Annotated in this window: 26 protein-coding genes; 8 read left to right on the top strand and 18 right to left on the bottom strand. The window is 73.1% G+C overall.

The window, feature by feature from the left end; genetic code table 11:
• Positions 1-148: 148 nt before the first annotated feature.
• Both MODMU_RS06010 and MODMU_RS06005 read right to left on the bottom strand, forming a co-directional pair.
• Positions 149-1,771, bottom strand: coding sequence for an SLC13 family permease (locus MODMU_RS06010; RefSeq protein WP_014739302.1), 1,623 nt, complete (start codon positions 1,769-1,771; stop codon positions 149-151).
• Positions 1,772-1,858: 87 nt separating this feature from the next.
• Positions 1,859-2,689, bottom strand: a complete 831-nt coding sequence (locus MODMU_RS06005) for an SCO6745 family protein (RefSeq protein ID WP_231851772.1) — start codon at positions 2,687-2,689, stop codon at positions 1,859-1,861.
• A 170-nt stretch (positions 2,690-2,859) separates the two neighbouring features.
• Here MODMU_RS06005 and MODMU_RS06000 point away from each other — a divergent pair, with 170 nt between their 5' ends.
• Both MODMU_RS06000 and MODMU_RS05995 read left to right on the top strand, forming a co-directional pair.
• A complete protein-coding gene (locus tag MODMU_RS06000; RefSeq protein ID WP_166503412.1) occupies positions 2,860-3,450 on the top strand; it encodes a TetR family transcriptional regulator in 591 nt (196 codons plus the stop codon).
• 140 nt (positions 3,451-3,590) lie between these two features.
• Complete coding sequence (locus MODMU_RS05995) at positions 3,591-5,093, top strand: MFS transporter (RefSeq protein WP_014739299.1); 1,503 nt, start codon at positions 3,591-3,593, stop codon at positions 5,091-5,093.
• A 68-nt stretch (positions 5,094-5,161) separates the two neighbouring features.
• Here MODMU_RS05995 and MODMU_RS05990 read toward each other — a convergent pair whose 3' ends face one another.
• Positions 5,162-6,154 carry a GNAT family N-acetyltransferase gene (locus tag MODMU_RS05990; RefSeq protein WP_014739298.1) on the bottom strand — a complete coding sequence of 331 codons (993 nt, stop codon included), beginning with the start codon at positions 6,152-6,154 and terminating at the stop codon, positions 5,162-5,164.
• A 161-nt stretch (positions 6,155-6,315) separates the two neighbouring features.
• Between MODMU_RS05990 and MODMU_RS05985 the strand changes: the two genes are divergently transcribed.
• On the top strand, positions 6,316-6,642 hold the full coding sequence (locus tag MODMU_RS05985; protein WP_014739297.1) for a GYD domain-containing protein: 327 nt from the start codon (positions 6,316-6,318) through the stop codon (positions 6,640-6,642).
• Between the two features lie 18 nt (positions 6,643-6,660).
• Here the strand turns inward: MODMU_RS05985 and MODMU_RS05980 are convergent, their stop codons facing one another.
• The 7 genes from MODMU_RS05980 to prfB form a co-directional block, all read right to left on the bottom strand.
• A complete protein-coding gene (locus MODMU_RS05980; protein ID WP_014739296.1) occupies positions 6,661-7,578 on the bottom strand; it encodes an amidohydrolase family protein in 918 nt (305 codons plus the stop codon).
• A gap of 48 nt (positions 7,579-7,626) precedes the next feature.
• Positions 7,627-8,790, bottom strand: a complete 1,164-nt coding sequence (locus MODMU_RS05975; protein WP_014739295.1) for a serine hydrolase domain-containing protein — start codon at positions 8,788-8,790, stop codon at positions 7,627-7,629.
• Between the two features lie 105 nt (positions 8,791-8,895).
• Positions 8,896-9,819, bottom strand: a complete 924-nt coding sequence (locus MODMU_RS05970; RefSeq protein WP_014739294.1) for an NADP-dependent oxidoreductase — start codon at positions 9,817-9,819, stop codon at positions 8,896-8,898.
• Positions 9,816-10,292: an SsrA-binding protein SmpB gene (smpB, locus tag MODMU_RS05965; RefSeq protein WP_014739293.1), complete on the bottom strand. Its 477-nt coding sequence runs from the start codon at positions 10,290-10,292 to the stop codon at positions 9,816-9,818. Before smpB ends, MODMU_RS05970 begins: the two co-directional genes overlap by 4 nt.
• 82 nt (positions 10,293-10,374) lie before the next feature.
• Positions 10,375-11,259, bottom strand: a complete 885-nt coding sequence (gene ftsX / locus MODMU_RS05960) for a permease-like cell division protein FtsX (protein WP_014739292.1) — start codon at positions 11,257-11,259, stop codon at positions 10,375-10,377.
• Between the two features lie 39 nt (positions 11,260-11,298).
• Positions 11,299-11,988 carry a cell division ATP-binding protein FtsE gene (ftsE, locus tag MODMU_RS05955; RefSeq protein WP_014739291.1) on the bottom strand — a complete coding sequence of 230 codons (690 nt, stop codon included), beginning with the start codon at positions 11,986-11,988 and terminating at the stop codon, positions 11,299-11,301.
• Positions 11,989-12,146: 158 nt separating this feature from the next.
• A complete protein-coding gene (prfB, locus tag MODMU_RS05950; protein ID WP_014739290.1) occupies positions 12,147-13,259 on the bottom strand; it encodes a peptide chain release factor 2 in 1,113 nt (370 codons plus the stop codon).
• A gap of 46 nt (positions 13,260-13,305) precedes the next feature.
• Between prfB and MODMU_RS05945 the strand changes: the two genes are divergently transcribed.
• A complete protein-coding gene (locus MODMU_RS05945) occupies positions 13,306-13,620 on the top strand; it encodes a DUF6343 family protein (protein ID WP_014739289.1) in 315 nt (104 codons plus the stop codon).
• A 1-nt stretch (position 13,621) separates the two neighbouring features.
• Here the strand turns inward: MODMU_RS05945 and MODMU_RS05940 are convergent, their stop codons facing one another.
• Both MODMU_RS05940 and MODMU_RS05935 read right to left on the bottom strand, forming a co-directional pair.
• Positions 13,622-14,545 (bottom strand): hypothetical protein, encoded by a 924-nt coding sequence (locus tag MODMU_RS05940; protein ID WP_197537388.1) that lies wholly within the window; start codon positions 14,543-14,545, stop codon positions 13,622-13,624.
• An 80-nt stretch (positions 14,546-14,625) separates the two neighbouring features.
• Complete coding sequence (locus tag MODMU_RS05935; protein ID WP_014739287.1) at positions 14,626-16,404, bottom strand: putative bifunctional diguanylate cyclase/phosphodiesterase; 1,779 nt, start codon at positions 16,402-16,404, stop codon at positions 14,626-14,628.
• 114 nt (positions 16,405-16,518) lie between these two features.
• Between MODMU_RS05935 and MODMU_RS05930 the strand changes: the two genes are divergently transcribed.
• Entirely contained in the window at positions 16,519-16,755 is a 237-nt protein-coding gene (locus tag MODMU_RS05930) for a hypothetical protein (RefSeq protein ID WP_014739286.1), read from the top strand.
• A gap of 87 nt (positions 16,756-16,842) precedes the next feature.
• Entirely contained in the window at positions 16,843-17,076 is a 234-nt protein-coding gene (locus tag MODMU_RS05925; RefSeq protein ID WP_014739285.1) for a hypothetical protein, read from the top strand.
• 21 nt (positions 17,077-17,097) lie between these two features.
• On the opposite strand, the gene MODMU_RS05920 is transcribed toward MODMU_RS05925, so the two are convergent.
• The 5 genes from MODMU_RS05920 to MODMU_RS05905 all read right to left on the bottom strand — a co-directional run bounded on the left by MODMU_RS05920 (position 17,098) and on the right by MODMU_RS05905 (position 20,285).
• On the bottom strand, positions 17,098-17,358 hold the full coding sequence (locus MODMU_RS05920) for a hypothetical protein (RefSeq protein ID WP_014739284.1): 261 nt from the start codon (positions 17,356-17,358) through the stop codon (positions 17,098-17,100).
• 110 nt (positions 17,359-17,468) lie between these two features.
• A complete protein-coding gene (locus tag MODMU_RS05915) occupies positions 17,469-17,669 on the bottom strand; it encodes a hypothetical protein (protein ID WP_014739283.1) in 201 nt (66 codons plus the stop codon).
• A gap of 215 nt (positions 17,670-17,884) precedes the next feature.
• Complete coding sequence (locus tag MODMU_RS05910; protein WP_014739282.1) at positions 17,885-18,298, bottom strand: hypothetical protein; 414 nt, start codon at positions 18,296-18,298, stop codon at positions 17,885-17,887.
• Between the two features lies 1 nt (position 18,299).
• Positions 18,300-18,473: a hypothetical protein gene (locus MODMU_RS28370; protein WP_014739281.1), complete on the bottom strand. Its 174-nt coding sequence runs from the start codon at positions 18,471-18,473 to the stop codon at positions 18,300-18,302.
• A 135-nt stretch (positions 18,474-18,608) separates the two neighbouring features.
• Positions 18,609-20,285, bottom strand: a complete 1,677-nt coding sequence (locus MODMU_RS05905) for a S8 family peptidase (RefSeq protein ID WP_014739280.1) — start codon at positions 20,283-20,285, stop codon at positions 18,609-18,611.
• Between the two features lie 220 nt (positions 20,286-20,505).
• Here MODMU_RS05905 and MODMU_RS05900 point away from each other — a divergent pair, with 220 nt between their 5' ends.
• Positions 20,506-22,077 (top strand): FMN-binding glutamate synthase family protein, encoded by a 1,572-nt coding sequence (locus tag MODMU_RS05900; protein WP_014739279.1) that lies wholly within the window; start codon positions 20,506-20,508, stop codon positions 22,075-22,077.
• Between the two features lie 7 nt (positions 22,078-22,084).
• Positions 22,085-22,840: an alpha/beta fold hydrolase gene (locus tag MODMU_RS05895; protein ID WP_197537387.1), complete on the top strand. Its 756-nt coding sequence runs from the start codon at positions 22,085-22,087 to the stop codon at positions 22,838-22,840.
• A 5-nt stretch (positions 22,841-22,845) separates the two neighbouring features.
• On the opposite strand, the gene MODMU_RS05890 is transcribed toward MODMU_RS05895, so the two are convergent.
• On the bottom strand, positions 22,846-23,748 hold the full coding sequence (locus tag MODMU_RS05890) for a hypothetical protein (RefSeq protein WP_166503411.1): 903 nt from the start codon (positions 23,746-23,748) through the stop codon (positions 22,846-22,848).
• Positions 23,749-24,191: the final 443 nt, after the last annotated feature.

Here is a 24,191-nt window from a genome sequence, read left to right as displayed (position 1 = left end):
TGTGACTGGGGGGCTCGGCACGCATCTGCCCGGTCACCTCCCGACGTCCCTGGATGCCCCGGCGGAGCGCCGCGGGTCCGTCGACCATCGTGACACGCCCGGCGAGGGGTGGGCACCCCCACCCGGGTGAACAGCCGGTGTCCGCGGCTCAGCCGCCCGGGTTGCCCAGCACCAGGTCGACCATCACCGGCAGGAGGACCACGATGAGCAGCGCTCCCAGGACGTCGAAGGAGAACCCGCTGCGGATCATCTTGGTGATCGGGACGACGCCCGAGCCGTAGACGATCGCGTTCTGCGGGGTGGAGACCGGCAGCATGAAGCCGAACGACGCCGCGAAGGTGGCCGCCAACGCCGGGACGAACGGGTTGACCCCCGCCGCGACCGCGACCGGGATGATGATCGGCACCACCACGGCGGCCGACGCGGTGTTGCTCGTCGTCTCCGAGATGAGGATCGCCAGCAGCACCGCGAAGACCGTGATCGCGAACGTGCTCGTGAGTCCGAGCAGGTCGGCCGACCCCTCGCCGATGGTCAGCGCCAGGCCGGTGTCGTCGAGCAGTGACCCGAAGACGATCCCGGTGCCGAACAGCAGCACGGTGCCCCAGTCGATCCTGGCCGCGTCGCTCCAGACCAGGGTGAACTCGCGCGCCTTCCAGTTCGTCGGCAGGACGAAGAGCAACGAGGCGCCGAGGACGGCCACGATGCCCTCGTTCAGCCGCTCGCTGACCGTGTCGTAGAGGCTCGAGTCCGTCCCGGCGACCAGCGCGATGATCCCCGGGAAGACCCAGAAGAAGACCGTCAGCCCGAAGGCGATCAGGGTGTTCCGCTCGGCGACGGAGAAGCGGCCGAGCTCGGCCCGCTCGGCGCGGACGTACTCGTTGACGCCCTCGATCCGCCGGATCTCCGGGCGGTTGAGCAGCAGCAGCACGAAGGCCAGCGCGCAGAACATCAGCAGGCAGATCGGCAGGGCCATCAGCATCCAGTCGAGGAAGCTGATCCGCTCCCCGGTGGCCTCCTCGATCAGCCCCCGGCCGATCAGGTTCGGGGGTGTGCCGACCGGGGTGAGCAGACCGCCCACGCTGGCGCCGTAGGCGAGCATCAGCATCAGGGCCACGCCCACGCGCAGCCGCAGCGGGTCGAAGTCCTGCTCGACCAGCCCCTTGCTCTGCAGCAGCTTCGCGATCACCGACAGGATGCCGATCGCCGTCGGCAGCAGCATCGCCACCGTCGCGGTGTTCGACACGAAGGCCGACAGCAGGGCGGTGATCGCACCGAACGCGATGACCACCCGGTAGGTGGACGTCCCGACCCAGCGCAGCGACAGCACGAACATCGCGAACCGCCGGGCCAGACCGTGCCGGAGCATCGCCTGGGCGAGGATGAACGCGCCGATGAAGGTGAACACCGTCGTCGAGCCGAAGGGCGCCACCGCCTCGTCGGCCGGGACGACGCCCAGGACGACGATCGCCCCGATGCCGATGAGCCCACCGATCGGGATCGGCACCGGCTCGGTGATCCACAGGACGATGACGCCGAGCAGCACCGCGGCGAGCAGGTGCTGCTGACGGGGCAGGTCCAGCGGCAGCAGCGCCACGACCACGGTGACCGCGGGTGCGAGGAACAGGCCGACCGTCCGGCGCCCCTTCTCGAACCGCTCCTCGGCCGGGCTGAGGGTCTGCTCCCCCAGGCTGCGATAGGTCGCCGAGCCGATGAAGGCCGCGTCGACGTCCGTCCGCGCCGGCTGCTGGGGACCGCGCTCGGTGGTGGTCATCGCCCCTCCAGGGGTGGAACGTGACCCAGACCATAGGGAGGGACGCCGTCGGCGTCGACCTCCTCCGGCGCGTCTGCCCGACCGGGCTCAGCGGGCGGCGAAGACCCCGGCCGGGTAGGCGCCGTTGGCGACCAGCCGGGCGGCGAGCCGGCCGCCGAGGTCGGCCACCCGCTCGGTGCGCTCGGCCCCCAGGTGCACGAAGGGCGCGGCGGACAGCTCGTCGGTCTCCTGCTCGACCGCCGCGCGCAGCGCGACGCCGTCCGCGGTGAGCCCGCCGTCGGCGACCAGGCCGCGGTCGGTCAGCCCGGCGACCGCCGCCGCCCACTCCTCGTCCGACCAGCCGCGGGTGGTCCGGGCGGACTGCTCGGTGAAGCCGCGGCCGGTGAGCGTGTGGGTGACCAGCGCCTCCAGGCCGCTGAGCCCGTGCCGCACGAGGGTGAGCACGTGCCCGTCGCCGCGGTGCTCGCGCAGCAGGGTGACCCCGTGCCACACCTGCAGCAGCGGGTCCTCCGGCCACGGCTGGTCGGCGTGCCCGGCGTAGAGCGGCCGCCCCTCGGGGGTGAGCACGGTGCACGCCTCGCGCAGCAGCTGGGCGAGCTCGGCGACGTCCTCGGCCGGCGGGTCGGCGAGCAGCCGCGTCAGCGAGGCCCGCGCCGCCGCGGCCCGGGCGGCGAGCACCTGCTCCGGGGACGCGAGCGTCCAGGCCCGCGGCACGTGCCGGGCCACGATCGCCGGCGCGAAGTTGCCGAAGGTCGCCGTCACCACGCCGGGGCCGACCGCGCCCATGGCCGCCGCGCGGCCGGCGAAGTAGACCATCCGGCCCGGCCGGATGCCGAGCGCCGTCAGGTGCTCGTCGGTCTCGGGGGCGAAGTACACGTGCGAGTGCAGCGGCTCCAGCCGGCGGTGGGTTCGGGCCACGACCCGCAGGGAAGGAGAGAGCTGATCGGCGCTGACCATGGGCAGACCGTAGCCGGGAGGTGAACTGTGCCAGAACTTGACGCAGTAAGAACTTGTACTCAGTTCAGCTTTCGGTCTACGGTGAGTGCGTGATGGGGAGAGCGAAGGCAGCGAGTTCGCCACGCTGCGCCGTGAACGCCGTCATGGGGCTGCGAGAGCGCAAGAAGCTCGCCGCCTGGCGCACCATCCGCTCCACCGCGCTGCGCCTGATCAGCGAGCGCGGCTTCGACGCCGTCAGTGTCGAGGACATCGCCGCCGAGGCCGGTGTCTCCCGCACCACCTTCTTCAGCTACTTCCCCAGCAAGGAGGCCGTCGCCTTCGACCTCGACCCCGAGGAGCTCGCGCAGTGGCGCGCGCTCCTGGAGGACGACTCGAACGACGCTCCGCTGTGGGAGGCGCTGACCGACCTCTTCGTCGACATGGCGAAGCTGCTGCCCGAGTGGCTGCCCGTGCAGAAGCGGGTGATCGAGCAGGCTCCCTGGCTGATCCACACGGCCAGGGGCACCTGCGACAGCTTCGCGCCCGACCTGAAGGCCTGGATCGCCCGCCGTCTCCCCGACGGCGACGACCTGAGGACCACGTTGGTCTTCAACACCGCCATGGCCGCGTTCACCACCGCGGTCGAGGCATGGGATCCCGACGACACCTTCGACCAGCTCGTGGACTCGGTCCGGGACTGCCTGCGCTGGGCCGGCGCAGGACTCGCCCAGCCCATCAGCTGACCCGCTCCACCCCCGACCGGCGCTGACCGCCGGCCTCCCCGCACCACCGATCGACGACCGCGCACCGCCGCCGGCCGTCCGTGCCCGCACGCCTCCCTCCCCTTCTCCACTGCGCTGCGCGCAGGAAGGACAGCTCTGCCATGCCCGCAGACAGCCTCACCACCCCGCCGGGGACGACGTCGTCCGGGACCACCCCGGCGCTCGACACCGCACCCGACCCCCGCCGCTGGCTGGCCCTGGCGGTCATCGCCGTCGCCCAGCTGATGATCGTGCTCGACGTCTCCGTGGTGAACATCGCCCTGCCCGACGCCGGGAACGACCTGGGGATCAGCGCCGCCAACATCCAGTGGGTGGTGACCGCCTACACCCTCGCGTTCGGTGGCCTGCTGCTGCTCGGCGGCCGGATCGCCGACTTCATCGGCCGCAAGCGTGCCTTCCTGATCGGCCTGGCCGGCTTCGCCGGTGCCTCCGCGCTCGGTGGCATCGCCCCGAACCAGGAGCTGCTGTTCGCCGCCCGCGGTCTGCAGGGCGCGTTCGCCGCGCTGCTGGCGCCGGCCGCCCTGTCGCTGCTCGCGGTGACCTTCACCGACGCCAAGGAGCGGGCCCGGGCCTTCGGCGTCTTCGGCGCGATCTCCGGTGGTGGCGCCGCGATCGGCCTGATCCTCGGCGGCGTGCTCACCGAGTACGCCTCGTGGCGCTGGACGCTGGGCATCAACGTGCCGATCGCCGCGGTCACCATGGCGTTCGCCGTCGTGCTGGTGACGGAGAGCCGGGCCACCGGTGACCGGCGCTACGACGTCCCCGGCGTGCTGCTGTCCGCTCTGGGACTGGTCAGCCTGGTCTACGGGTTCAGCAAGGCCGCCGAGGAGGGCGTGGGCTGGTCGGACCCGGTCACCCTGGGGCTGCTCGCCGCCGCGGCCGTGCTGCTCGTGTCGTTCGTGCTCTACGAGCGCCGCGCCAGCCACCCGCTGCTGCCGCTGCGCGTCGTCCTGGACCGCAACCGGGGTGGCTCGTACCTGGTCTTCCTGCTGGTCGGGGCCGGGATCTTCGCGATCTTCCTGTTCCTGACCTTCTACTTCCAGCAGACCCTGGGTTACAGCCCGCTGGAGTCGGGCTTCGCGTTCCTGCCCTTCAGCGGCGGCATCATCATCGGCGCCGGGATCGTCTCCCAGCTGCTCCCCCGGGTCGGGCCGCGTCCGCTGATCGTCGCCGGTCTCGGGCTGGCCGTGCTCGGCATGCTCTGGCTGACCCAGATCGAGTCGACCAGCGCCTACGTCACCGAGGTGCTGCCCGCCGAGATCGCGATCAGCTTCGGCCTGGCGGCGGTCTTCGTCCCGGCGTCCAGCACCGCGCTGGTCGGCGTGGCCGAGCACGACGCCGGCATCGCCTCCGCGGTGCTGAACACCTCGCAGCAGGTCGGCGGCTCGCTGGGCCTGGCGCTGCTGAGCACCTTCTACGCCTCGGCGGTCACCGGTCACCTGGCCGACAACCCCGGTGAGGCGCCCGGCGAGGCGTTCGTGCAGGGGTACCACGTCGCCTTCCTCTGGGGCGCGGTGTTCCTCGCCGTCGCCCTGGTGATCGCCGCCGTGTCCATCTCGGCGAAGAAGGACGACCTGCCGGCCGAGCCCGCGATGGCCGGCTAGCCACCGGCCCGTACGCCGAGAGCGCGCTCCCGGTGGCCCCCACGGTCACCGGGAGCGCGCTCTCGGCGTCAGGTCAGCGGGGCGAGGTGCTCCGACCAGGAGACCTGGGTGCGGTGGGTGGCGAAGCCCAGGCTCTCGTAGAGGCCCAGCGCGCCGGTGACGTTCTCGCTGTCCACCTCGAGCCCGGCGGTCTGGCAGTCGGCGGCCGCCGCGGTGTGCAGCGCCTCGATGATCACGGCCTTGGACAGCCCGCGCCCCCGGGCCGCCGGGACGACGCCGATCTGCCCGAAGTAGCTCTCCCGGGAGCCGGTCGCCGCCGCGGTCGCCTCGGAGACGTAGGACAGCGCGTACCCCACGACCGCACCGCCGGAGACGGCCAGCACCGACAGGTCGGGCCGGAACGACGGCTGGCCGGTGAACATGACCTCCCACGAAGCGACGTCCCGCTCGCTGGAGCCGTAGTGCTCGGTGAACGCGGCGTTGTGCGCGCGGCGCACCTCGTCGTCCCGGTCCCAGCTGAACGGCACCAGCTCCACCCCCTCGGGGCGGCGGCGCGGCGGCAGGTCGGTGAGCGGGCGTTCCATGTGGAAGAACCAGCGGACCGGCTGCAGCCCCGCCCGGCGGACCAGCGCCTCCAGCGTGGGCATCGTCGTGTAGACCGTCGCCGTCAGCCGGGCCGGGGCCTCGGGGTGCCGCTGGGCGTGCAGCTCCCGGCCGCGCTCGAGCTGCCAGGCGAGCAGCGCGCGGCCGATGCCCCGCCCGCGCCAGCCGGGGTGGACCCGGCCCTCCAGGTGCACGCCGTAGGCGTCCCGGAAGGTGGGCGGTGCGATCGCGCTGGCCCAGCCGACGAGCTCGTCGCCGGCGCAGACCACCCGGGTGTCGCGCTCGAGGTCGACCAGGTCGTTGACGAACCAGGCGGTGAGGTCCTCGGGGCTGGCGAGGTCACCGGTCTGGTCGAGCGGCTCCGCGGCGGCCTCCAGGGCGACGATCGCGACGACGTCGTCCGGGCGCATGGGGCGGGCGGTCAGGCCTTCGGGCAGGCGATGCCAGCTGGACTCCACGGGCCCGACCGTAGGCGAACGGGGTCCGCCCGGTGGTCACCGGCCGCCGCCGTGCGGTCGCCGCCGCGCGGGAGCAGGCAGGTGCCGCGACCCGGCTCGACGTCGTGCGGCACCGGAGCGGGAGCATCGGAGCGGCACGGGGGCCCAGGAGAGGGACCGCCATGCCCCGCTACATGTTCATCGTCGACTACGCGCCCCAGGGAGCCAAGGCGCTGCTGCAGGTGGGCGGCTCCGACCGGCGGACGACCATGGAGAAGACCGCGTCCAGCGTCGGCGGGAGGCTGGTGAGCTTCGACTTCGCCCTCGGCGTGGACGACGCCTACGTCGTGGTCGAGCTCCCCGACGAGCGTGCGGCCGCAGCGGTGTCCCTCACCGTCACCGGAGCCGGTGCTGCTCGCGTGCACACGGCCCAGCTGCTCAGCCCGGAGGACCTGGACGCGGCGACCCAGGTGCGGCCGGCGTACACCGCGCCGGGGAGCGCCAGCTGAGGCCCACCGGCCGGCGGGCTAGCGCAGGCCGTCGGCCGGAGGCGGCTGGTCGATGCCGAACAACCGCGCGCCGTTCTCCCACAGGACGGCGCGCAGCCAGTCCTCCCCCAGGTCGAGCCGGTGCAGCGCGGCGAGCTGGTGGGCGTAGGGGTACGGGATGGTCGGGAAGTCGCTGCCGAGCACGACCTTGTCCCGCAGCGCGGCGAGCCGGGGCAGCAGCGCGCGGTCGAAGGGCATCAGCCGCTCGGTGAAGTCGGTGGCGAACATGGTGGTGTCCAGGTGCACCCGCTCGTACGTCTCCGCGAGCTCGAGGAACGCGGCGTACTCCGGCATGCCGAGGTGGGCGATCACCAGCTGCAGCCGCGGGAACCGCTCGAGCAGGCCGGCCATCGGCGCCGGGCCGGTGTGCTCCCCGCGCAGCGGACCGGAGCCGCAGTGGATGACCACCGGCGTCCCGGTCTGCTCCAGCCGCTCCCACACCGGCAGCAGCAGCTCGTCGCGCGGGTCGAAGTCCCCGACCTGCACGTGCACCTTGAACACCCGCGCCCCGGCGTCCAGCGCCGCGGCGACGTAGACCGGCGCCTCGGGCTCGGGGTAGAAGGTGGCCGAGTGCAGCACCTGCGGGTGCGCCCGGGCGAAGGCCGCGGCCTGGTCGTTGAGCCAGGCGCCCATGCCGGCCTTGTGCGGGTACGGCAGGGTCGGGAACGCGCGGACCCCGAGCCCGGCCAGGACGGCGAGCCGCTCGTCGACCGGCAGCGCGTAGCTGACCGGCCAGGGCGCGCCGTAGTGCGCCTCGGCGTCGGCGAAGTACTGCCAGACCTTGGCCTGCACCCGCTCGGGCAGGAAGTGCACGTGCACGTCGACCAGGCCGGGCAGCCCCAGCTCCTGCCAGTACCGCGGGACGTCGGCGTCGTCGACCGGGGGACGGAGGCTCACCCGGTGAACGTAGCGCCGGCGGCGGGGACGGTCCGCGCGGCCCCGAGCTCACCGGTGCCGGGCGACGGCGGCGCAGGTGGCCATCTCGTAGACCGCGCGCACCTGCTCGAACAGCTCGGGCGCGCCGGACGGCGTGATCTGGCCGTTGACGGACACCGTCACCGTCCGACGACCGTCCCCGGTGGCGGCGGCGAACTGGGTGTACCCGGCGGTGTTGCCGGTGTGGCCGTAGACCGTGCCGCAGCGGGTCTCGTAGCGGAACAACCCGAGGCCGGCCGAGTTGCGGCCCGGGCCGGGCGGCTCGGACGATCCTGGCCGGAAGTCGAACTGCTCGTGCCGGGTCCGCCGATCCGTGAAGGCGCCCCGGACGTCCTCGCCGATGAACCGGGCGAGGTCGGCGGGGGTCGAGACGACACCACCGGAGGCCCACGCCCAGCCCGCGGCGATGGCCGCGCTCACGTCCTCCGGCGGCTGCTCGGAGACGTCGTAGCCGTGGACGTACGGGGCCGGCAGGTCGGCCCCCACCGGGAGGCTCGTGGCGGTCAGGCCGGCGGGCCGGAGCACCTGGCTCTCCAGCACGTCGGCGTAGGACCGGCCGGTGGCCGCCTCGATCATCAGCCCGGCCACGACGTTGTCGGAGTTGGAGTAGCGGTACTCGGTGCCCGGGGGGAAGAGCAGGGCCGGCTCGTCGACGTAGGAGAGGAGCCGCCGGGGCGGCGGCGGGTCCAGCAGCGACCCGAGCAGTGCGGCCACGAACGCGTCGCCCCGGCTGAAGTCCGGGATGCCGCTGGTGTGCCCGAGCAACTGGCGGAGGGTCACCGGCCACCACTCGTGCGGCAAGTCGGGCCGCCGGCCGCCGACGGTCTCGTCGAGGGACAGGTCGCCCCGCGACACCAGGCTCAACGCGGTCGCTGCGTTGAACGCCTTCGCCACGCTGGCGACCCGCATGGCGTCCCCGGCAGCGGGAGGGCGCCCGGTCGCGAGGTCGGCGGCCCCGGCGGTCAGCACGTCGAGGTGCCCCGCGCGGCCCAGCGTCACGATGGCCCCGGGTGGGCCGCCCGGTTGCTGCACCAGGTCGGTGAGCGCGCTCTGCAGGCCGGCGACGTCCGGCGGACGCGGGGCGTCCGCGAGGGCCGGCAGCGGCCCACCGAGCAGGGACACCGCGGTGACCAGCGGTGTCACGAGGAACAGGGCCCGCCGCGTCCTGCGCATGGGCGCAGCCTGTACCGCGGACGTGCACCCGTGGCCGGACCGCGGTCCGGTGCGGCTCCCCGGCCGGGCGCCGCGCCGCGCCGCGTCACCGTGCCGGGGCGCCGCTCAGCTCAGGGTGACGACGACCTTGCCGCGGACGTGCCCCTCGGCGACCAGCCGCTGCGCGTCCGCGACCTGGTCCAGCGGGAACGCCTTGGCGATCGCGACCCGCAGCTGGCCGGCGTCGGCCATCCGGCCGAGCTCCTCGAGGTCGTGCTGGTCGGGCCGGACGAACACGTACCGGCCGCCCAGGTCGCGCACCACCGGGTCGACGATGCTGGCGATCCGGGCCGGGTCGCGCACCTGGTCGGGGGCGTCGCCGAGCGCCGGCCCGCCGATCAGGTCCAGCACGGCGTCGACCGGCTCGGACAGCTGCTCGCTGATCGGGCCGGCGTTGTAGTCGAGCACCTCGGCGGCGCCGGCGTCGCGCAGGAAGCCGTGGTTGCGCGGGCTGGCAGTGCCGATGACGTGCGCACCCAGCGCAGCGGCGATCTGGACGGCGAAGAAGCCGACCCCGCCGGCCGCGCGGTGCACCAGCACCCGGTCGCCCTCGCCGACGTCGAGGGCCTCGGTGAGCGCCTGGTAGGCGGTCAGCCCGGCCAGCGGCAGCGCCCCGGCCTCGGAGAACCCCAGCGACTCGGGCTTGTGCGCGATGCAGCGCTGCGGGGCCGGGACCAGCTCGGCCGCTGTCCCCCACTGGACGTCGTCCCGGCGGAGGTAGCCGAAGACCTCGTCACCGGGGGCGAAGTCGACCACCGCGGGGCCGACCTGCTCGACGACCCCGGCGAGGTCCCAGCCGGGGACGATCGGGAAGTGGTGCGGGAAGGCGCCGGCGAGGTGCCCCTCGCGGATGCCGATGTCGACCGGGTTGACCCCGGCGGCCCGCACCCGGACCAGCACGGCGTCCGGTCCGACCGGCGGCTCGGGCAGGTCCTCGCGCAGCTGCAGCACCTCGGGGCCGCCGAAGCGGTCGTAGGCGACGCCCCTCACCGGCGGCCCTTGACGTAGCGGCCGAAGGCCCGCTCCATCTCCCGGCGCGAGTCGCGCTCGGCGAGGTCCTGCCGCTTGTCGTAGGTCTTCTTGCCCTTGGCGAGCGCGAGCGTGGCCTTGACCTTGCCGTCCTTGAAGTACAGGTCGAGCGGGACCAGGGTCAGCCCGCCCTCCTTCGTCTTCCCGATCAGCTTCTCGATCTCGCTGCGGTGCATGAGGATCTTCCGCTTGCGCCGCGGGGTGTGGTTGTTCCACGTGCCCTCGGTGTACTCCGGGATGTGCACGTGCTGCAGCCACACCTCGCCGTCGTCGACGGTGGCGAACCCGTCGACGAGCGAGGCCCGACCGGCACGCAGGCTCTTCACCTCGGTGCCGGTGAGCACCAGGCCCACCTCGTAGGTGTCCAGGATCGAGTAGTCGTGCCGCGCCTTCTTGTTCTGGGCGATGAACTTGCGCCCCTGTTCCCGCGGCATGACCTCAGATTACCCAGGGGCCGCAACCGATCATGGCGGCTGACCCCGGTCGGGTCAGCCGCCATGACGAGGACGGGCTGCGCTACAGGCGGACGTAGAGCCGCAGCGTGACGTAGGCGGCGACGGCGGCCAGCCCGACGCCGGCGGCGGCGATGACCGGGCTGATCGCGGCGATCGCCGACCAGTCGACCGGCGGGATGATCCCCGCCTTGATCGGCCCGGCGAGCGTCTTGTCGACGAACAGGATCTTGGTGAGCACCAGCCCACCGATCGCGAGCAGCGCACCGATCAGCCCGGCCAGCGCGGCCTCGAGGATGAACGGCAGCTGGGTGTACCAGCGCGAGGCACCGACCAACCGCATGATGTTGGTCTCGTTGCGTCTGTTGAAGGCCGCGAGCTGGATCGTGTTGGAGATCAGCAGCAGCGCGGCCAGGGCCTGGACGACGGCCACCGCGATGGTCGCGTTCCGCGCGCCGTTGAGCAGGCTGAACAGCCGGTCGAGGAAGTCACCCTCGTCGCGCACCTCGTCGACGCCGTTCTGCCCGTTCGGGAACTGCTCGGCGATCACCGGGTAGCGCTGCGGGTTCACCAGCTCCACCCGGAAGCTCTCCGGCAGCGCGTCCTCCGGGGTGTTGGCGATCAGCGCCGGCTGCTCCTGGAACTGCTGGGTGAAGCGGGCGTACGCGTCGGCCTTGGACTCGTAGATGTAGTCCTTGACCTCCGGCGAGGAGTCCAGCTGCGCGGCGATCGCGTCCCGCTGCGGATCGGTGATGCCGTCGGCGAGGTAGATCGAGACCTGGATCTTGTCGTAGTAGATCTCGCGCATGTCGCCGATCATGTTGGCGATCAGCAGGCCGGTGCCCATGAGGCCCAGCGAGATCCCGGTGGTCAGGATCATCGCGACCGTCATGGTCAGGTTCCGGCGCAGCCCGGCGGCCACCTCGGAGAGGACGAAGTTGACGCGCATCAGTTCCCTGTCGTGTGTTTCAGCGGTCCGGCGGGCGTCTCAGCGGCCGAGGCCGTAGACGCCGCGGCTCTGGTCGCGGCTGAGGATGCCGTCGTTCAGCTCGATCACGCGGCGCCGCATCGAGTCGACGATGTGGTAGTCGTGCGTGGCCATCACGACGGTGGTGCCGGTGCGGTTGATCCGCTCCAGCAGCAGCATGATGTCCTGGCTCGTCTCCGGGTCCAGGTTGCCGGTGGGCTCGTCGGCCAGCAGCACCAGCGGCCGGTTGACGAAGGCGCGGGCGATCGCCACGCGCTGCTGCTCGCCACCGGAGAGCTCGCCGGGCAGCCGGCCCTCCTTGCCGTCGAGGCCGACCATCTCCAGCACCTCGGGGACGACGCGCTTGATGGTCCGCTGCGGCTTGTTGATCACCTCGAGGGCGAAGGCCACGTTCTCGGCCACCGTCTTGTTGCGCAGCAGCCGGAAGTCCTGGAAGACGCAGCCCATGGTGCGGCGGAGCTTGGGCACCTGCCACTTGCTCATCGTGTTCAGGTTCTTGTCGTTGACCTTGATGACGCCCTTGGTGGGGCTGTCCTCCTTCAGCAGCAACCGGAGGAAGGTCGACTTGCCCGAACCCGAGGAGCCGATGAGGAAGACGAACTCCCCCTTGTCGATCTGCATCGAGACGTCATCCAACGCCGGCCGGGGGCTGGTGGGATAGATCTTGGTGACGTGTTGCAATTCGATCACGAGGGACGACGGTACCTGGGCCGACCCGCATCCTGGTCCGTCTGACCGGCGCGCCACGCCACGATCGCGCGCGGTATAAGGACCTCGCTGCCCCCCACGACTCGCAAGCTCGCCGCGGGCCCCTGCACCGAGGCCGGCTGTGGCGTGTCTCTCTGGCCTCAGTTGAGCTCGGCGTTCTCCTGCTGGCGGCGCCAGCGGATGCCGGCCTCGATGAAGGCGTCGATGTCGCCGTCCAGGACGTTCGAGGGGTTGCCGCTCTCGGTCTCGGTCCGCAGGTCCTTGACCATCTGGTACGGGTGCAGGACGTAGGAGCGCATCTGGTTGCCCCAGCTGCTCCCCTCCCCCTTGAGCGCGTCCATCTCGGCCCGCTGCTCGGCCTGCCGGACGACGAGCAGCCGGGCCTGCAGCACCCGGAGCGCGGCGGCCCGGTTCTGGATCTGCGACTTCTCGTTCTGGCAGGAGACGACGATGCCGGTCGGGATGTGGGTCATCCGGACGGCGGAGTCGGTGGTGTTCACGCTCTGCCCACCGGGACCGGAGGAGCGGAAGACGTCGACCCGGATCTCGTTCTCCGGGATGTCGACGTGGTCGGTCTGCTCGACGACGGGCAGCACCTCGACCCCGGCGAAGGAGGTCTGCCGGCGGCCCTGGTTGTCGAAGGGCGAGATCCGCACCAGCCGGTGGGTGCCCTGCTCGACGGAGAGGGTGCCGTAGGCGTAGGGCTGCTTGACGGCGAAGGTGGCCGACTTGATCCCGGCCTCCTCGGCGTAGGAGACGTCGTAGACCTCGGTCGGGTACTTGTGCCGCTCGGCCCAGCGCAGGTACATCCGCATGAGCATCTCGGCGAAGTCGGCGGCGTCGACGCCCCCGGCCTCCGAGCGGATGGTCACCAGCGCCTCGCGGGCGTCGTACTCACCGGAGAGCAGCGTGCGGACCTCCAGCTCGTCGAGCACGGTGCGGATGCTCTGCAGCTCGCGCTCGGTCTCGGCGGTGGTGGCCTCGTCGCCCTCCTCCGCGGCCATCTCGTGCAGCAGCCCGACGTCGTCGAGCCGGCTGCGCAGCTCCTCCACCCGGCGCAGGTCGCCCTGCAGGTAGGAGAGCCGGGAGGTGAGCGCCTGGGCGGCCTCGACGTCGTTCCAGAGGTCGGGCGCGGCGGCCTTCTGCTCGAGTTCGGCGACCTCGCGGCGCAGGTCGTCGACCCGCATCACGGCCTCGATGGACTTCAGGGTCGTGTCGAGCTCGTCCAGGACGACGGAGAAGTCAGCAGCCACAGCAGTCCAGGGTAGTGCGCCCGGCGGCGGGGTACCTCACCGCAGCATGAGCACGTCATCGCCGGACGACCGGCCCGGACCGGACGACCTCACCGAGTACGAGCGTGAGGACTTCCCCGGCGGCATCCCCGCCTCCGCCCGCACCCTGCCCGAGGGCGGTGCCGCCGCCGCCCGCAGTGCGCTGACCCTGCGGCTGGTGCTGGCCGCCTTCGGGCTGGTCCTGTGCACCGTGCTCGGGGTGCTGGCGCTGGGCGCCGACGTCCCGGTGGTCATCCCGGTCGCGTTGTTCGTGCTGGCGGCGGTCGCCCTGGTGGACCTGGTCGTGGTGGCCCGGCGGAAGCTGCGCGGCGAGCCGGGGTGACTCACTCGTAGAGCACGTACTCCGGCTGCGGGACGAGCGCGAGGACCTCCTGCGGGGTCATCAGCGGCCCGGAGCGGGTGTCCTCCTCGTAGAACAGCTTGAACCCGGCGTGTACGAACGGTGGGGTGCCGGCCATCACCCGCTGGTAGGTGCCGATCTTGTCCGCCGCCGCGCCGATGCCGTCGACGCTCTTCACCACGGCCACCCCGGGCCGGTCGACCAGGGCCTCCTGGCCGGAGACGATGTCGGCGTGCAGCTGGTGGTAGAGCATCACCTTCTGCGGCAGGTCGCCGGCGGTGACCAGCCCGTCGAGGTAGGCCGAGACCCCGTCGAGCTCGGCGCCGGTGGTGGAGCCGAAGACGTCGCCGGGCACCTCGCCGGGCTCGATCGCCCACTCCGGGTCCAGCGCCACGCCGACGTCGGGCTCGGTCAGCCACTTCTCGTAGTACTGGACGGCGGGCAGGAAGTCCCCGCTGCCCGGCTGGATGCCCAGCAGCAGGATGCCGCCGGCCGCGCGGGCGGCGTCCAGGTACTGCTGCACGGTGGCGTCGTCGGCGGCGACAGAGTAGTCGCCGTTGGGCCCGGGCACCGACTGCACGACGGTGGCGATGAGCTCGACGATCGGCAGCACCGGGCGGTCGGTGCCGTAGGCGGCGGACTGCTGGCGCAGCTGCTCGGTGGCCGCGGCGAGGTCGCCGGTCATCGGGCCCAGCGCGGGTGAGCTGGGGGCGCCGGAGAAGCCGACCAGCCGGTGGCCGGGGAAGACCTGGGTGCCGCCGCCGGGCAGCTCCTGCTGCGTCGGGGTGGGCGGCGCGGTCGTCGTCTCCGCCGCCGTGGCGGTCGGCTCGGACGACGGGGCGCTGCTCGCCGGCGCGGCCACGGACTCCGCACCGCAGCCCGTGACCAGCAGGACGGCGGCGGTCACGGACAGCAGGGCGGGACGTCGGGGGCGCACGACCGATGACCCTCGTCGCACCGGCCGTGCAGGGCAAACCGAGGGACCGGTCAGCCGATCCGCAGCCGTACCGGGCGTCGTCCGGTGAGCCGGCGTCCCTCGAGGTAGCTGAGCAGGTCGGCGGCGGGCATCGGCCGGGCGATGTGGTGGCCCTGGGCGAAGGTGCAGCCGAGCTCCCGGACCAGGGTCAGCTGGTCGGCGGTCTCGACCCCCTCGGCCAGGCTGCGCATCCCGCAGGCGGTGGCGAGGCCCACGACCGCGGCGATCGCGGCGGCGGACTCGCTGCGCCGCGTCTCGGTGCCGGCGACCAGGCTGCGGTCGAGCTTGAGGATCCCGGCGGGGATCGACACCAGCTGGCTGAGCGAGGAGAACCCGCTGCCGAAGTCGTCGATGGAGACCTCGACCCCGGTGACCCGCAGCTGGGCGAACTGGGCCGCGGCCCGCACCGGGTCCTCCGCGACGCTGGTCTCGGTGAGCTCGAGGACCAGCCGCTCGGGCGCCAGGCCGCTGGCGGCCAGGGCGTCGTGCACGTCGGCGACCAGCGTGCCGGTGCCGAAGTGGGCGGCGCTGATGTTGACCGCGGTCACCATCGGGACGCCGGCCCGCTCCCAGGCCGCGGTCTGCCGGGTGGCCTCCTGCAGCACCCACCGGGTGAGCGGGACGACGAGGCCGTTCTGCTCCGCGACGGGGATGAAGTCACCCGGCATGACCAGCCCCCGCTCGGGGTGCTGCCAGCGGACCAGCGCCTCGGCGCCGGACACCTCGCCGCTGAGCAGGTGCTGGATCGGCTGGTAGTGCAGCACCAGCTGGCCGGTCTCGATGGCCTCGCGCAGCTCGCCGGCGACGAGCACCTTCTGCTCGACGGCCCAGCGCAGGTCCGGGTGGAACACCCGGACGCGGTTGCGGCCGGCCCCCTTGGCCGCGTACATGGCCAGGTCGGCGTCCCGGACCAGGTCGGTGGAGCGGGTCACGTCGTCGTCGGCGGCCGCGGTGGCGACGCCGATGCTGACCGTCAGCGGGATGCGGCGGGCGCCGAGGACGAAGGGCTCGTCGAAGGTCCGCTGGAAGCGCTCGGCCAGCCGGAGAGCGCCGTCGACGTCGCAGTTGCGGCACAGCACGACGAACTCGTCGCCGCCCAGCCGGCCGACGGTGTCCGCGTCCCGGGTGCAGCTGCTCAGCCGGGACGCCAGCTCGCGCAGCAGCGCGTCCCCGACGTCGTGGCCGAGGGTGTCGTTGACGTCCTTGAAGCCGTCGGCGTCCAGGAACAGCACGCTCATCGCGCCGCGGTCGCGGCGGCGCAGCTCGGCGTCGATCAGCTCGTGCAGGTGCACCCGGTTGGGCAGGTCGGTGAGGTGGTCGTGCCGGGCCTGCCAGGCGGAGGCCTGCTCCGCCTCGACGCGGGAGGTGACGTCGGTGTGGGTGACGACGACCCGGCCCGACCGGTCGGCCCGGGAGGCCTGGAGGTGGAACCAGCGCAGCCCGAGGTCGGTGTCCAGCGCGTAGTCGACGGCGACCGCCTCCCGCCGCCCCTGCGCGAGCTCCCGGAGCGCGGCGACGCGCTCGTGGTTGGTCGGCCCGGCGGAGAGGCTGAGGACCACCGAGTAGTAGTTGGCGCCGACGCCGACCCGGAGCCGGTCGTCGCCGAGCAGGTCGGCGGCGGCGGCCCAGGCCGAGTTGACCAGCAGCATCGTGCCGTCGGCGTCGATGAGCACCGTGGGCGAGGGCAGCGCGTCCAGGACCCCGGCGACGAGGTCGGCGTTCTCCCGGTCCCCGCCGTCCCGGTGGCTGACGTCGAGGGGGAGCTGCGGTCCGGCCGCCGTCCGTGACACGCGTGCCCTCCTCGTGACGCTGACCTCGGGGCACCGTTCGCGCCCCGTCCCGGGGAGCCCCGGTGGGCACGCTCGGCGTGTGAACGAGCCGCCACCGAGGGTAGGGCACCGCTCATGAGCGAATCGACGACGATCGAGCTCGGCGGCGAGGCGTACCTGGTGCAGCGGGAGGGGGACGCGCTGCGGCTGGGCCGGCAGGTCGGTGGGGACACCGTCTGGCTGGACGACATCGAGGTGGGCCAGCTGCCCGGCCCGGCCCGCGAGGCGCTGGAGCGCGGCGACCACACCGACCAGACGCTGCAGACCAGCCTGCTCGCCGTGGTCCAGGCCGAGGCCGACCGCGGCGCCTGAGCTCGGGGCCTGCTGCGCGGCGGCCGTCGAGGGAGGACCCTGGGGGGCCGAGGACCGACGACGTTCCTCATGCCGGGAGGCCGTGCGATGAGCGTGCTGTACCGCTGCGACGAGTGTGCCGAGGTGGCCGACTCCCCCTCGGCCGTGGGCTGGGTCGAGGTGCGCGAGCTGGGCGGCCGCCCGCTGCTGCCACCCGAGCCGCACCACCTGTGCCGGCTGTGCTGGGCGCGGACCACCGCCGCCGTGCACGCGAGCCGGGTGGAGGTGCTGGAGTTCCCGCAGCTCAGCGAGCACGCGCAGAACCGCGACACGGTGCAGTGAGGCGCCGACGACCCTGCCGGCTCACTCGTTGAACGGTGTGGCGCCGCCGGCGGCCCAGGTCAGCACGATCATCGCGATGAAGATGGCGAGCGTGCACGCGACACCCAGGACCGGGGTCAGCCAGGGATGCCGGGCGAAGCGGCCCAGCGGCTCGGTGACGTCGGCCTGGCGGTTGCTCGACCGCTGAGCCGCGAAGGCATCGACCGGCGGGTCCGCCGCCTGCCTCGGGCTGGGGACGAACGCGGTGCCGGTGGTGTCGCGGGCGGGCGTAGGAGTGCTCATCACGTGCCTCCTGGGAGGCGGCCCGGGACCGGGGCCCGTGCTCGGCTCCGGCCCGGACGCTACTCGCGAGCGCCGCCCGTGGCGGCCCTCCGGACGCGGCTCCCGGGCCGTCAGCCGCCGAAGAGCTGCCCGCCGCCGGCACCCCAGGTGAGCAGCAGCATCGCGGTGAACATGACCACGATGGCGACCACCACGGTGACCGGGGTCAGCCAGCCGTGCGACTGGAACAGCCCGGTGTCCTCGCCGCCCTCCTCCCCCGCGGAGCCGGACGACGAGGAGGACCGATCGGGGACGTTGCGGGCTGTGCTCACGGGGGCCTCCTCGGGAGGACGGCGGGGCCTGGGCTCGGCCCCCGCGCCCCTCCTACCCGGACACGGCCCGCTCAGTCGGCCGCCGCGTCCCTCACGGGCCTGTCCGAGACCTCCGACCACGACCCCGACGGTGGTCTCGGCGAGGGGGCTGTGCGCAGCGCCTGCTCGGTGTCCCGGGACGACCACCCGGGGAACCGGGCATCAGAGGGTCCCCCTCAGAACGTGAACTCCTCCCAGGTCGGCTCCTCCGGACGGTGCGGGAGGAGCCTGATCAGGGTGCTCGGTGCCGTGTTGAACGCGAGGACCCCGAACCTGGCCCGCTGGGTGCAGCCGTTGAGGTCGTCGTAGCACTGGTCGAACCCCTCCGGTCGGATCAACAGCTCGTTGTTGACGCCCAGGTCGCCCCACGTCAGCCCCTGGCCTCCCTGGAACTGCTCCCCGAAGAAGGCTCCGACGGGGTTGGCGTTCAGCAGGTTGATGTCCCAGAGGTTCCTCGTCTGGTCGATCTCCAGCCGGTACCACCCGGACTTGCGGAAGCTGGAGAACGGGCCGCACCCCGTGGCCCTGTTGTCCCAGACGAGCGAGACCCACGCCGTGACCCCCGAGGCGTTGCTGAAGAACAGGGCCATCTCATGCTCCCCGACTCGCCGGTGGCTGGGGGCCGCGTGCGCGGGGACGCATGCGCGCCTCGATGTCGGCCACCTCCTCGGCCGTCAGGCCCTGCTGGGAGCCGCGCTGCACACGCTCGGCAGCGCCCTCCTCGTCAGGGGTGCCATCCGGCGGCACGGGTTCGATGCTGGTCATCTCGACCTCCGGGGAGAGGGCCGTCTCCCAGGAGCTCCGGGAGACGTTTCGCCCGTCACACCCACAGTGCCCGGCGGACCGTCACCGCCGTGTCACGGAGACGGTCCCTGCCTCCCACGGGCGTGCCGGCGCTGGTCAGCGACCGCCCACTGCGGCCGCGGCGTCGACGATGCCCTCGCCATAGAGGCCGTTGACGTCGGTCGTGCCCTGGCAGACGGCGTTGTACGCCACCGGGTCCCGGCCCTCGTCGGAGTAGTCCTCGACCCCGCCGGCCGGGCAGGGGTGGTCCTCCGCGGACCAGGCCAGCACCCGGGCCACGACCGCCGGGTCGAGGGCCCGCCCGCCGTGCCCGGTCGGCCGGCCGAACGCCTCGACGACCAGGGCGGCGACCCCGGCGACGTGCGGTGCCGCCATCGACGTCCCCTGCAGGTAGGTGTAGAAGCCGCAGACCCCCGCCGCGTCGCAGTACCGCACCGACATGTCGTCGACCGGCTGGCCGTTCGGGTCGGCCAGCCCCTCGGCGATCGCCGCCTGCAGCGGGTAGGACGACAGGATCAGGTTGCCGGCCGTCATGTACGCCGGGGTCCCGACGAGGTCGCGGTACCAGCCGCCCGGGGCGGCGATGTCGATGTCACCCAGCCCGTAGTTGGAGTAGTCGGCCTTGGTGGTCGACGGCCCGACCGCGGACACCGAGATCACGTTCGGCGCCTCGGTGGGCAGGGTCAGGCAGGTGTTCGCGACCACCCGCGGGCGGGCGGCGTCCGGCGGGTAGTCCGGGCTGGTCTCGTCGGTGCGGGTGGGTGCGGCCAGGTCGGTGGCCGCGTTGCCGGCCGAGCTGACCAGGGTGACGCCCCGGCTGCTCGCGTAGCCCAGCGCGCCGCCGAGCAGATCGCGGACGAGGCGCTGCTCGGCGAGCTCCTCGTCGGTGACGGTGCCCTCCAGGTACTCGTCCCGGGAGGTGCAGTTGTAGAGCCACGGGTCGGTGTAGAAGCTCATGTTCACCACGTCGAGCCGGATCTCGGCCGAGTACACCAGCGCCGCGACGGTCTCGTAGAGGAAGAAGTAGCCGGAGTCCTGACCGGCCCGCACGTTGACCAGGGTGGCGTCGGGGGCCACCCCGCCGATGCCGAAGCCGTTGTCGTCGGCGGCGACGATGCCCGCGACGTGCGTGCCGTGCCCGTTCTCGTCCACGTCCGCCGGGTCGACGCAGCTCGGCACCTCGCACGGGCCGTCGATGTCGGGCATGTCGGTGGTGAAGTTCCGCGACCGTGCGGCGTCGAAGTTCCGCGCCAGGTCCGGGTGGCTGGCGTCGATCCCGGAGTCCATGATCCCGACGTCGACGCCCTTGCCGGTGGCCCGGCGCTGCGCCGCGTCCGGGGTCGCGCCGATCATCTCCATGTCCCACTGAAGGTCTGCGAGGGGTTCCTCGCCGGGGCCGTGCCCCGCCGGGCCACCGCCGTGGCCCGGTCCGCCGCCGCCCGGGCGGCCCGCCGGCCGCTCGTCGGCGAACCGGTGCGGCATGCCGGGGTCACTGGTGCCGACGGCGTGGTTGCGCGCCGCGCCCGCGATCTCGCCGCGGGCCCGGACGTCGTCCAGGAACCGGGTGTTGCTCGACGTCACCAGGGCGACGCCGACCTCCTCGGTCACGTCGGTGACCGAGCCACCGGCGGCCTGGACGGCGGCGGTCGCGGCCTCCGGGCTGCCGGTGAAGGCGACGACGTACTCCGCGGCCGGCCCCTGCTCGGCGGCCGGCGCCGCGGTCGCGGCGGGGGCGGTGGCGACGACCGTCGTCACCGCGGCGGCGAGGACCACGAGGGTCCGCGATGGGCTGGTGCGTCCTGCACGGCGAGACCACATGGCGCTTCCCGTTCCCCGGGCACGCCCGGTGGGGTGCGGGCGGCCTGGGTCACGGCCGCGGTCAGGACAGTGAAGCGAGCTGTGCGAGGCCTGTGAAGACCCCACCGGCGCGTCGCCGGGTCGTGCGGCGCCCGAGGACGTTCCGCGCAGCCGACTCCGGGAGCACAGTGACGGCATGACCTGGGCCACCCGCGCCGCAGCCGCCGGACTCTCCGCCCTGGCCGGGGTCGCGGCCCGGGACCTGCTGCAGCGCGAGCACACCCTGCTGCGCAACTTCCCGGTGCTCGGCCACGCCCGCTACCTGCTGGAGGCCGTCGGGCCGGAGCTGCGGCAGTACCTGGTGGCCGGCAACAACGAGGAGCGGCCGTTCACCCGCGACCAGCGCCGCTGGGTGTACGCCTCGGCGAAGAAGCAGAACAACTACTTCGGCTTCGGCACCGACAACGACCTCGAGTACACCGCCGGCTACCCGGTGATCAACCACCGCACCTTCGGCCGGGCGGTGCCCACCACGCACGCGCTGGCCGGGCAGGAGACCCCGCTGCCCAGCGCGAAGGTCCTCGGCGGGCCCAGGGGCCGGGCGCGGGCGTTCCGCCCGGAGTCGGTGGTCAACATCTCGGCGATGAGCTTCGGCTCGCTGTCCGGCCGGGCGGTCGAGTCGCTCAACCGCGGGGCCGCGCTGGCCGGCTGCCTACAGAACACCGGCGAGGGCGGGCTGTCGGTCCACCACCGGCACGGCGGGGAGCTGGTGTTCCAGATCGGGACGGCGTACTTCGGCTGCCGCGACGAGCACGGCCGGTTCGACCTGGCCCGGCTCAAGGACCTGGTCGCCTCCGCCCCGGTCCGGGCGCTGGAGGTGAAGCTGAGCCAGGGCGCCAAGCCGGGGCTGGGCGGCGTGCTGCCGGCGGCCAAGGTGTCCGCGGAGATCGCCGCGGCCCGCGGCGTGCCCGAGGGGGTGGACTGCATCAGCCCGTCCCGGCACGCGGAGTTCTCCGACGCGGACAGCCTGCTGGACTGGGTGGAGCTGCTGGCCACCGAGACCGGGCTGCCGGTCGGCATCAAGGCCGCAGTGGGTGACATGGACTTCTGGCGCGACCTCACCGGGCTGATGGCGACCACCGACCGCGGCGTGGACTTCGTGACCGTCGACGGCGGCGAGGGCGGCACCGGCGCGGCACCGCTGATCTTCACCGACTCGGTGTCGCTGCCCTTCCAGCTCGGGTTCGCCCGGGTCTACTCCACCTTCGCGCGGGCCGGGCTGGCCGAGCAGGTGACCTTCATCGGCGGCGGCAAGCTCGGGCTGCCGGACAACGCGATCGTCGCCTTCGCGCTGGGCTGCGACCTGGTCAACGTCGCCCGCGAGGCGATGCTGGCGATCGGCTGCATCCAGGCGCAGAAGTGCCACACCGACACCTGCCCGACCGGGGTGGCGACGCAGAACCCGTGGCTGGCGCACGGCTTGGACCCGGCGCTGAAGTCGGTGCGGGCGGCCACCTACATCACCACGCTGCGCCGCGACCTGCGCAAGGTCTCCGAGGCGTGCGGGGTGGAGCACCCGGGGCTGATCGACAGCTCCGCGGTGGAGATCCTCACCGGGCGGACGGCGTCCCGTCCGCTCGCCGAGGTCTACGAGTACGAGCCCGGCTGGGGGCTGCCGCCGGCGGCCGACCGGGCGGAGATCGTCCGGCTGATGACCGACGCACCGCAGGGCGGCAGCGCGCCCCCCTCCCCCACCGCGGTCGGCTGAGGTGGTCGTGCACGCCGTCGAGCACGGTGCGGGCCGGCCGGTGCTGGTGCTGCACGGCGCCGGGGTCGACCACCGGGAGGCCGAGGCCTGCTTCGAGCCGGCCCTCTCCCGCCCCGGGCTGCGGCGGGTCTACCCGGACCTGCCGGGCATGGGCGCGACGGCCGCCCCCGAGGCGATGCGCAGTGCCGACGACGTCCTGGACGCGTTGCTCACCTTCGCCGACGAGGTGACCGGCGGGGACCCGTTCCTGCTCGTCGGGCACTCGGCGGGCGCGTACTACGCGCAGGCGCTGGCCGCGCGGCGCCCGGCGCAGGTCGCCGGCCTGGCGCTGGTCTGCCCGTTGCTGCCGGGCGGGCGTGACCTCCCGGCGCACCGCGTCGTCGCCGGGCCGGGCGACCTCGGGGACGACGAGTTCCGCAGCTACTTCGTGGTGCAGACCCCGGCGATGCTGGAGCGGTACGAGCGGTATGTGGCCCCGGCGGCCGCGCTCGTCGACTGGACGGCGATGGAGCGGATCGGCGCGCGGTGGGAGCTGACCGCCGAGGGCCCGCCGTTCGAGGGGCCGACGCTGGTCGTGGCCGGGCGGCTGGACTCGACCGTCGGTTACGCGGCCGCGGTCGACCTGCTCGACGTCCACCCGCACACGACGCTGTCGGTGGTCGACGACGCGGGCCACGCCCTCCCCCACGAGCAGCCCGAACTCCTGCGCGCCCTGCTCGGCGAGTGGCTGGGACGCATCGAGCGGGCGACTGGGAGCAGGTGACCTGCCTACCCCGTCGTCGCCTTGTACGTCTTGTCGCCCGTGGCGTCCAGGACGGACGCCGCCTGACGGTCCACCATGCCGGTGAACAACTGCTGGCTGGCGCCGAAGACCACCGCCCAGGCGAGCACCTGCGGCGTGCTGTCCAGCGCGGTCAGGCCGGGGACGAAGCCACCGCGCATGAGCAACAGCCCCAGGACAGCGGTCAACGCGCCGGTCGGCAGCTTGAGGACGTTGAGGACCACCGGGACGGTGAAGGGCGTCGAGGTCCCCTGGATCCGACGCAGGGCGATCGCCCCCGTGACCCCGGCGGCCACGATCCCGATGATCTCGATCAGCGGCACGTCCCACTTGCTCACCGTGCTCTGCACCGTGGCATCGATGTCCGCCCCCGAGCTGCCTTCACCGTCGGGCAGGACACTCTGCCCCGTCGGGCAGATGAGCATCGGTGGCTCCGTCGGCGTCGGTTGGGGCTCGAAGCACAGGGCGAGCAGTTGCGGGCGGAGGATCCCCAGGAGCGCGACGAGGCCGGCGATGGTGAACAGCAGGACGCTGGCCCACGAGATGATCGCGCCGAAGCTCCGGACCCGCTGCTGCTCCCGCGCGGCGGCCGAGCTCGCCGCCCGCATCGCGGCGATGATGCTCTCCCGGTCCCGCGGGTGCAGAGCTCCGTGGCCGTTGCCGTCGTCCAGGTCCCTGCGGGCGATGTCCTCGATCCGCACGCGGCGCGGGTCGTCGACCGGCAGGTGTCGCCGCACGTGCGCGTCCATGCTGGGCAGCTCGCCCCGGAGGTACCTCTCGGGGGCGCGGCGCAGCAGGTCGGTCTCCGCGGCGTGGATGTTGCTGGTGGCGCGGGCCAGGCGCGCCGAGGTGTGCAGCCTCGGGCGACCACCGCTCGCCGCCTTCTGCACGGCCGCGACGTGGCTCCTGATGGCGTCGGCGAGGCGCGTGTCCGCGTCCGAGTCCGTCTCACCGCGCGGCTCTTGCAGGTTGTCCATCCAGTCCGACAGGGCCTGGATCTCGGCTGCCCGGGCAAGTGCCTCCTCGCGCCAGGCGCGCGCGGGCAGAGTCGATGCCAGGGAGTCCAGTTCGGCCGTGGCAGCCGGAGGGGTCCTCTTCCAGGGCCACCTGATGCGCATCCGTGTCGCCTCCTGGCGCTCCTGGCCCCGCCTCCAGGGGCAGCGCACCTCTGAGTCGTGGCCGGTCGACACCGAAGCTATGGGTGGTGCGTCACCGCTCCATCACGCCTCGTCCGGGCGAGCACAGACACCTTCGCAGCGGCTGAGAGCCAGGCTCGAGCGCCTGGCAGTTGGCTGTGAATGGCATAACGACACGCGATCACCACTGGTGGGTG

The organism is Modestobacter italicus (genome assembly GCF_000306785.1).
GTDB classification, from domain to species: domain Bacteria; phylum Actinomycetota; class Actinomycetes; order Mycobacteriales; family Geodermatophilaceae; genus Modestobacter; species Modestobacter italicus.
This window is presented reverse-complemented; position numbering and strand designations above follow the sequence as displayed.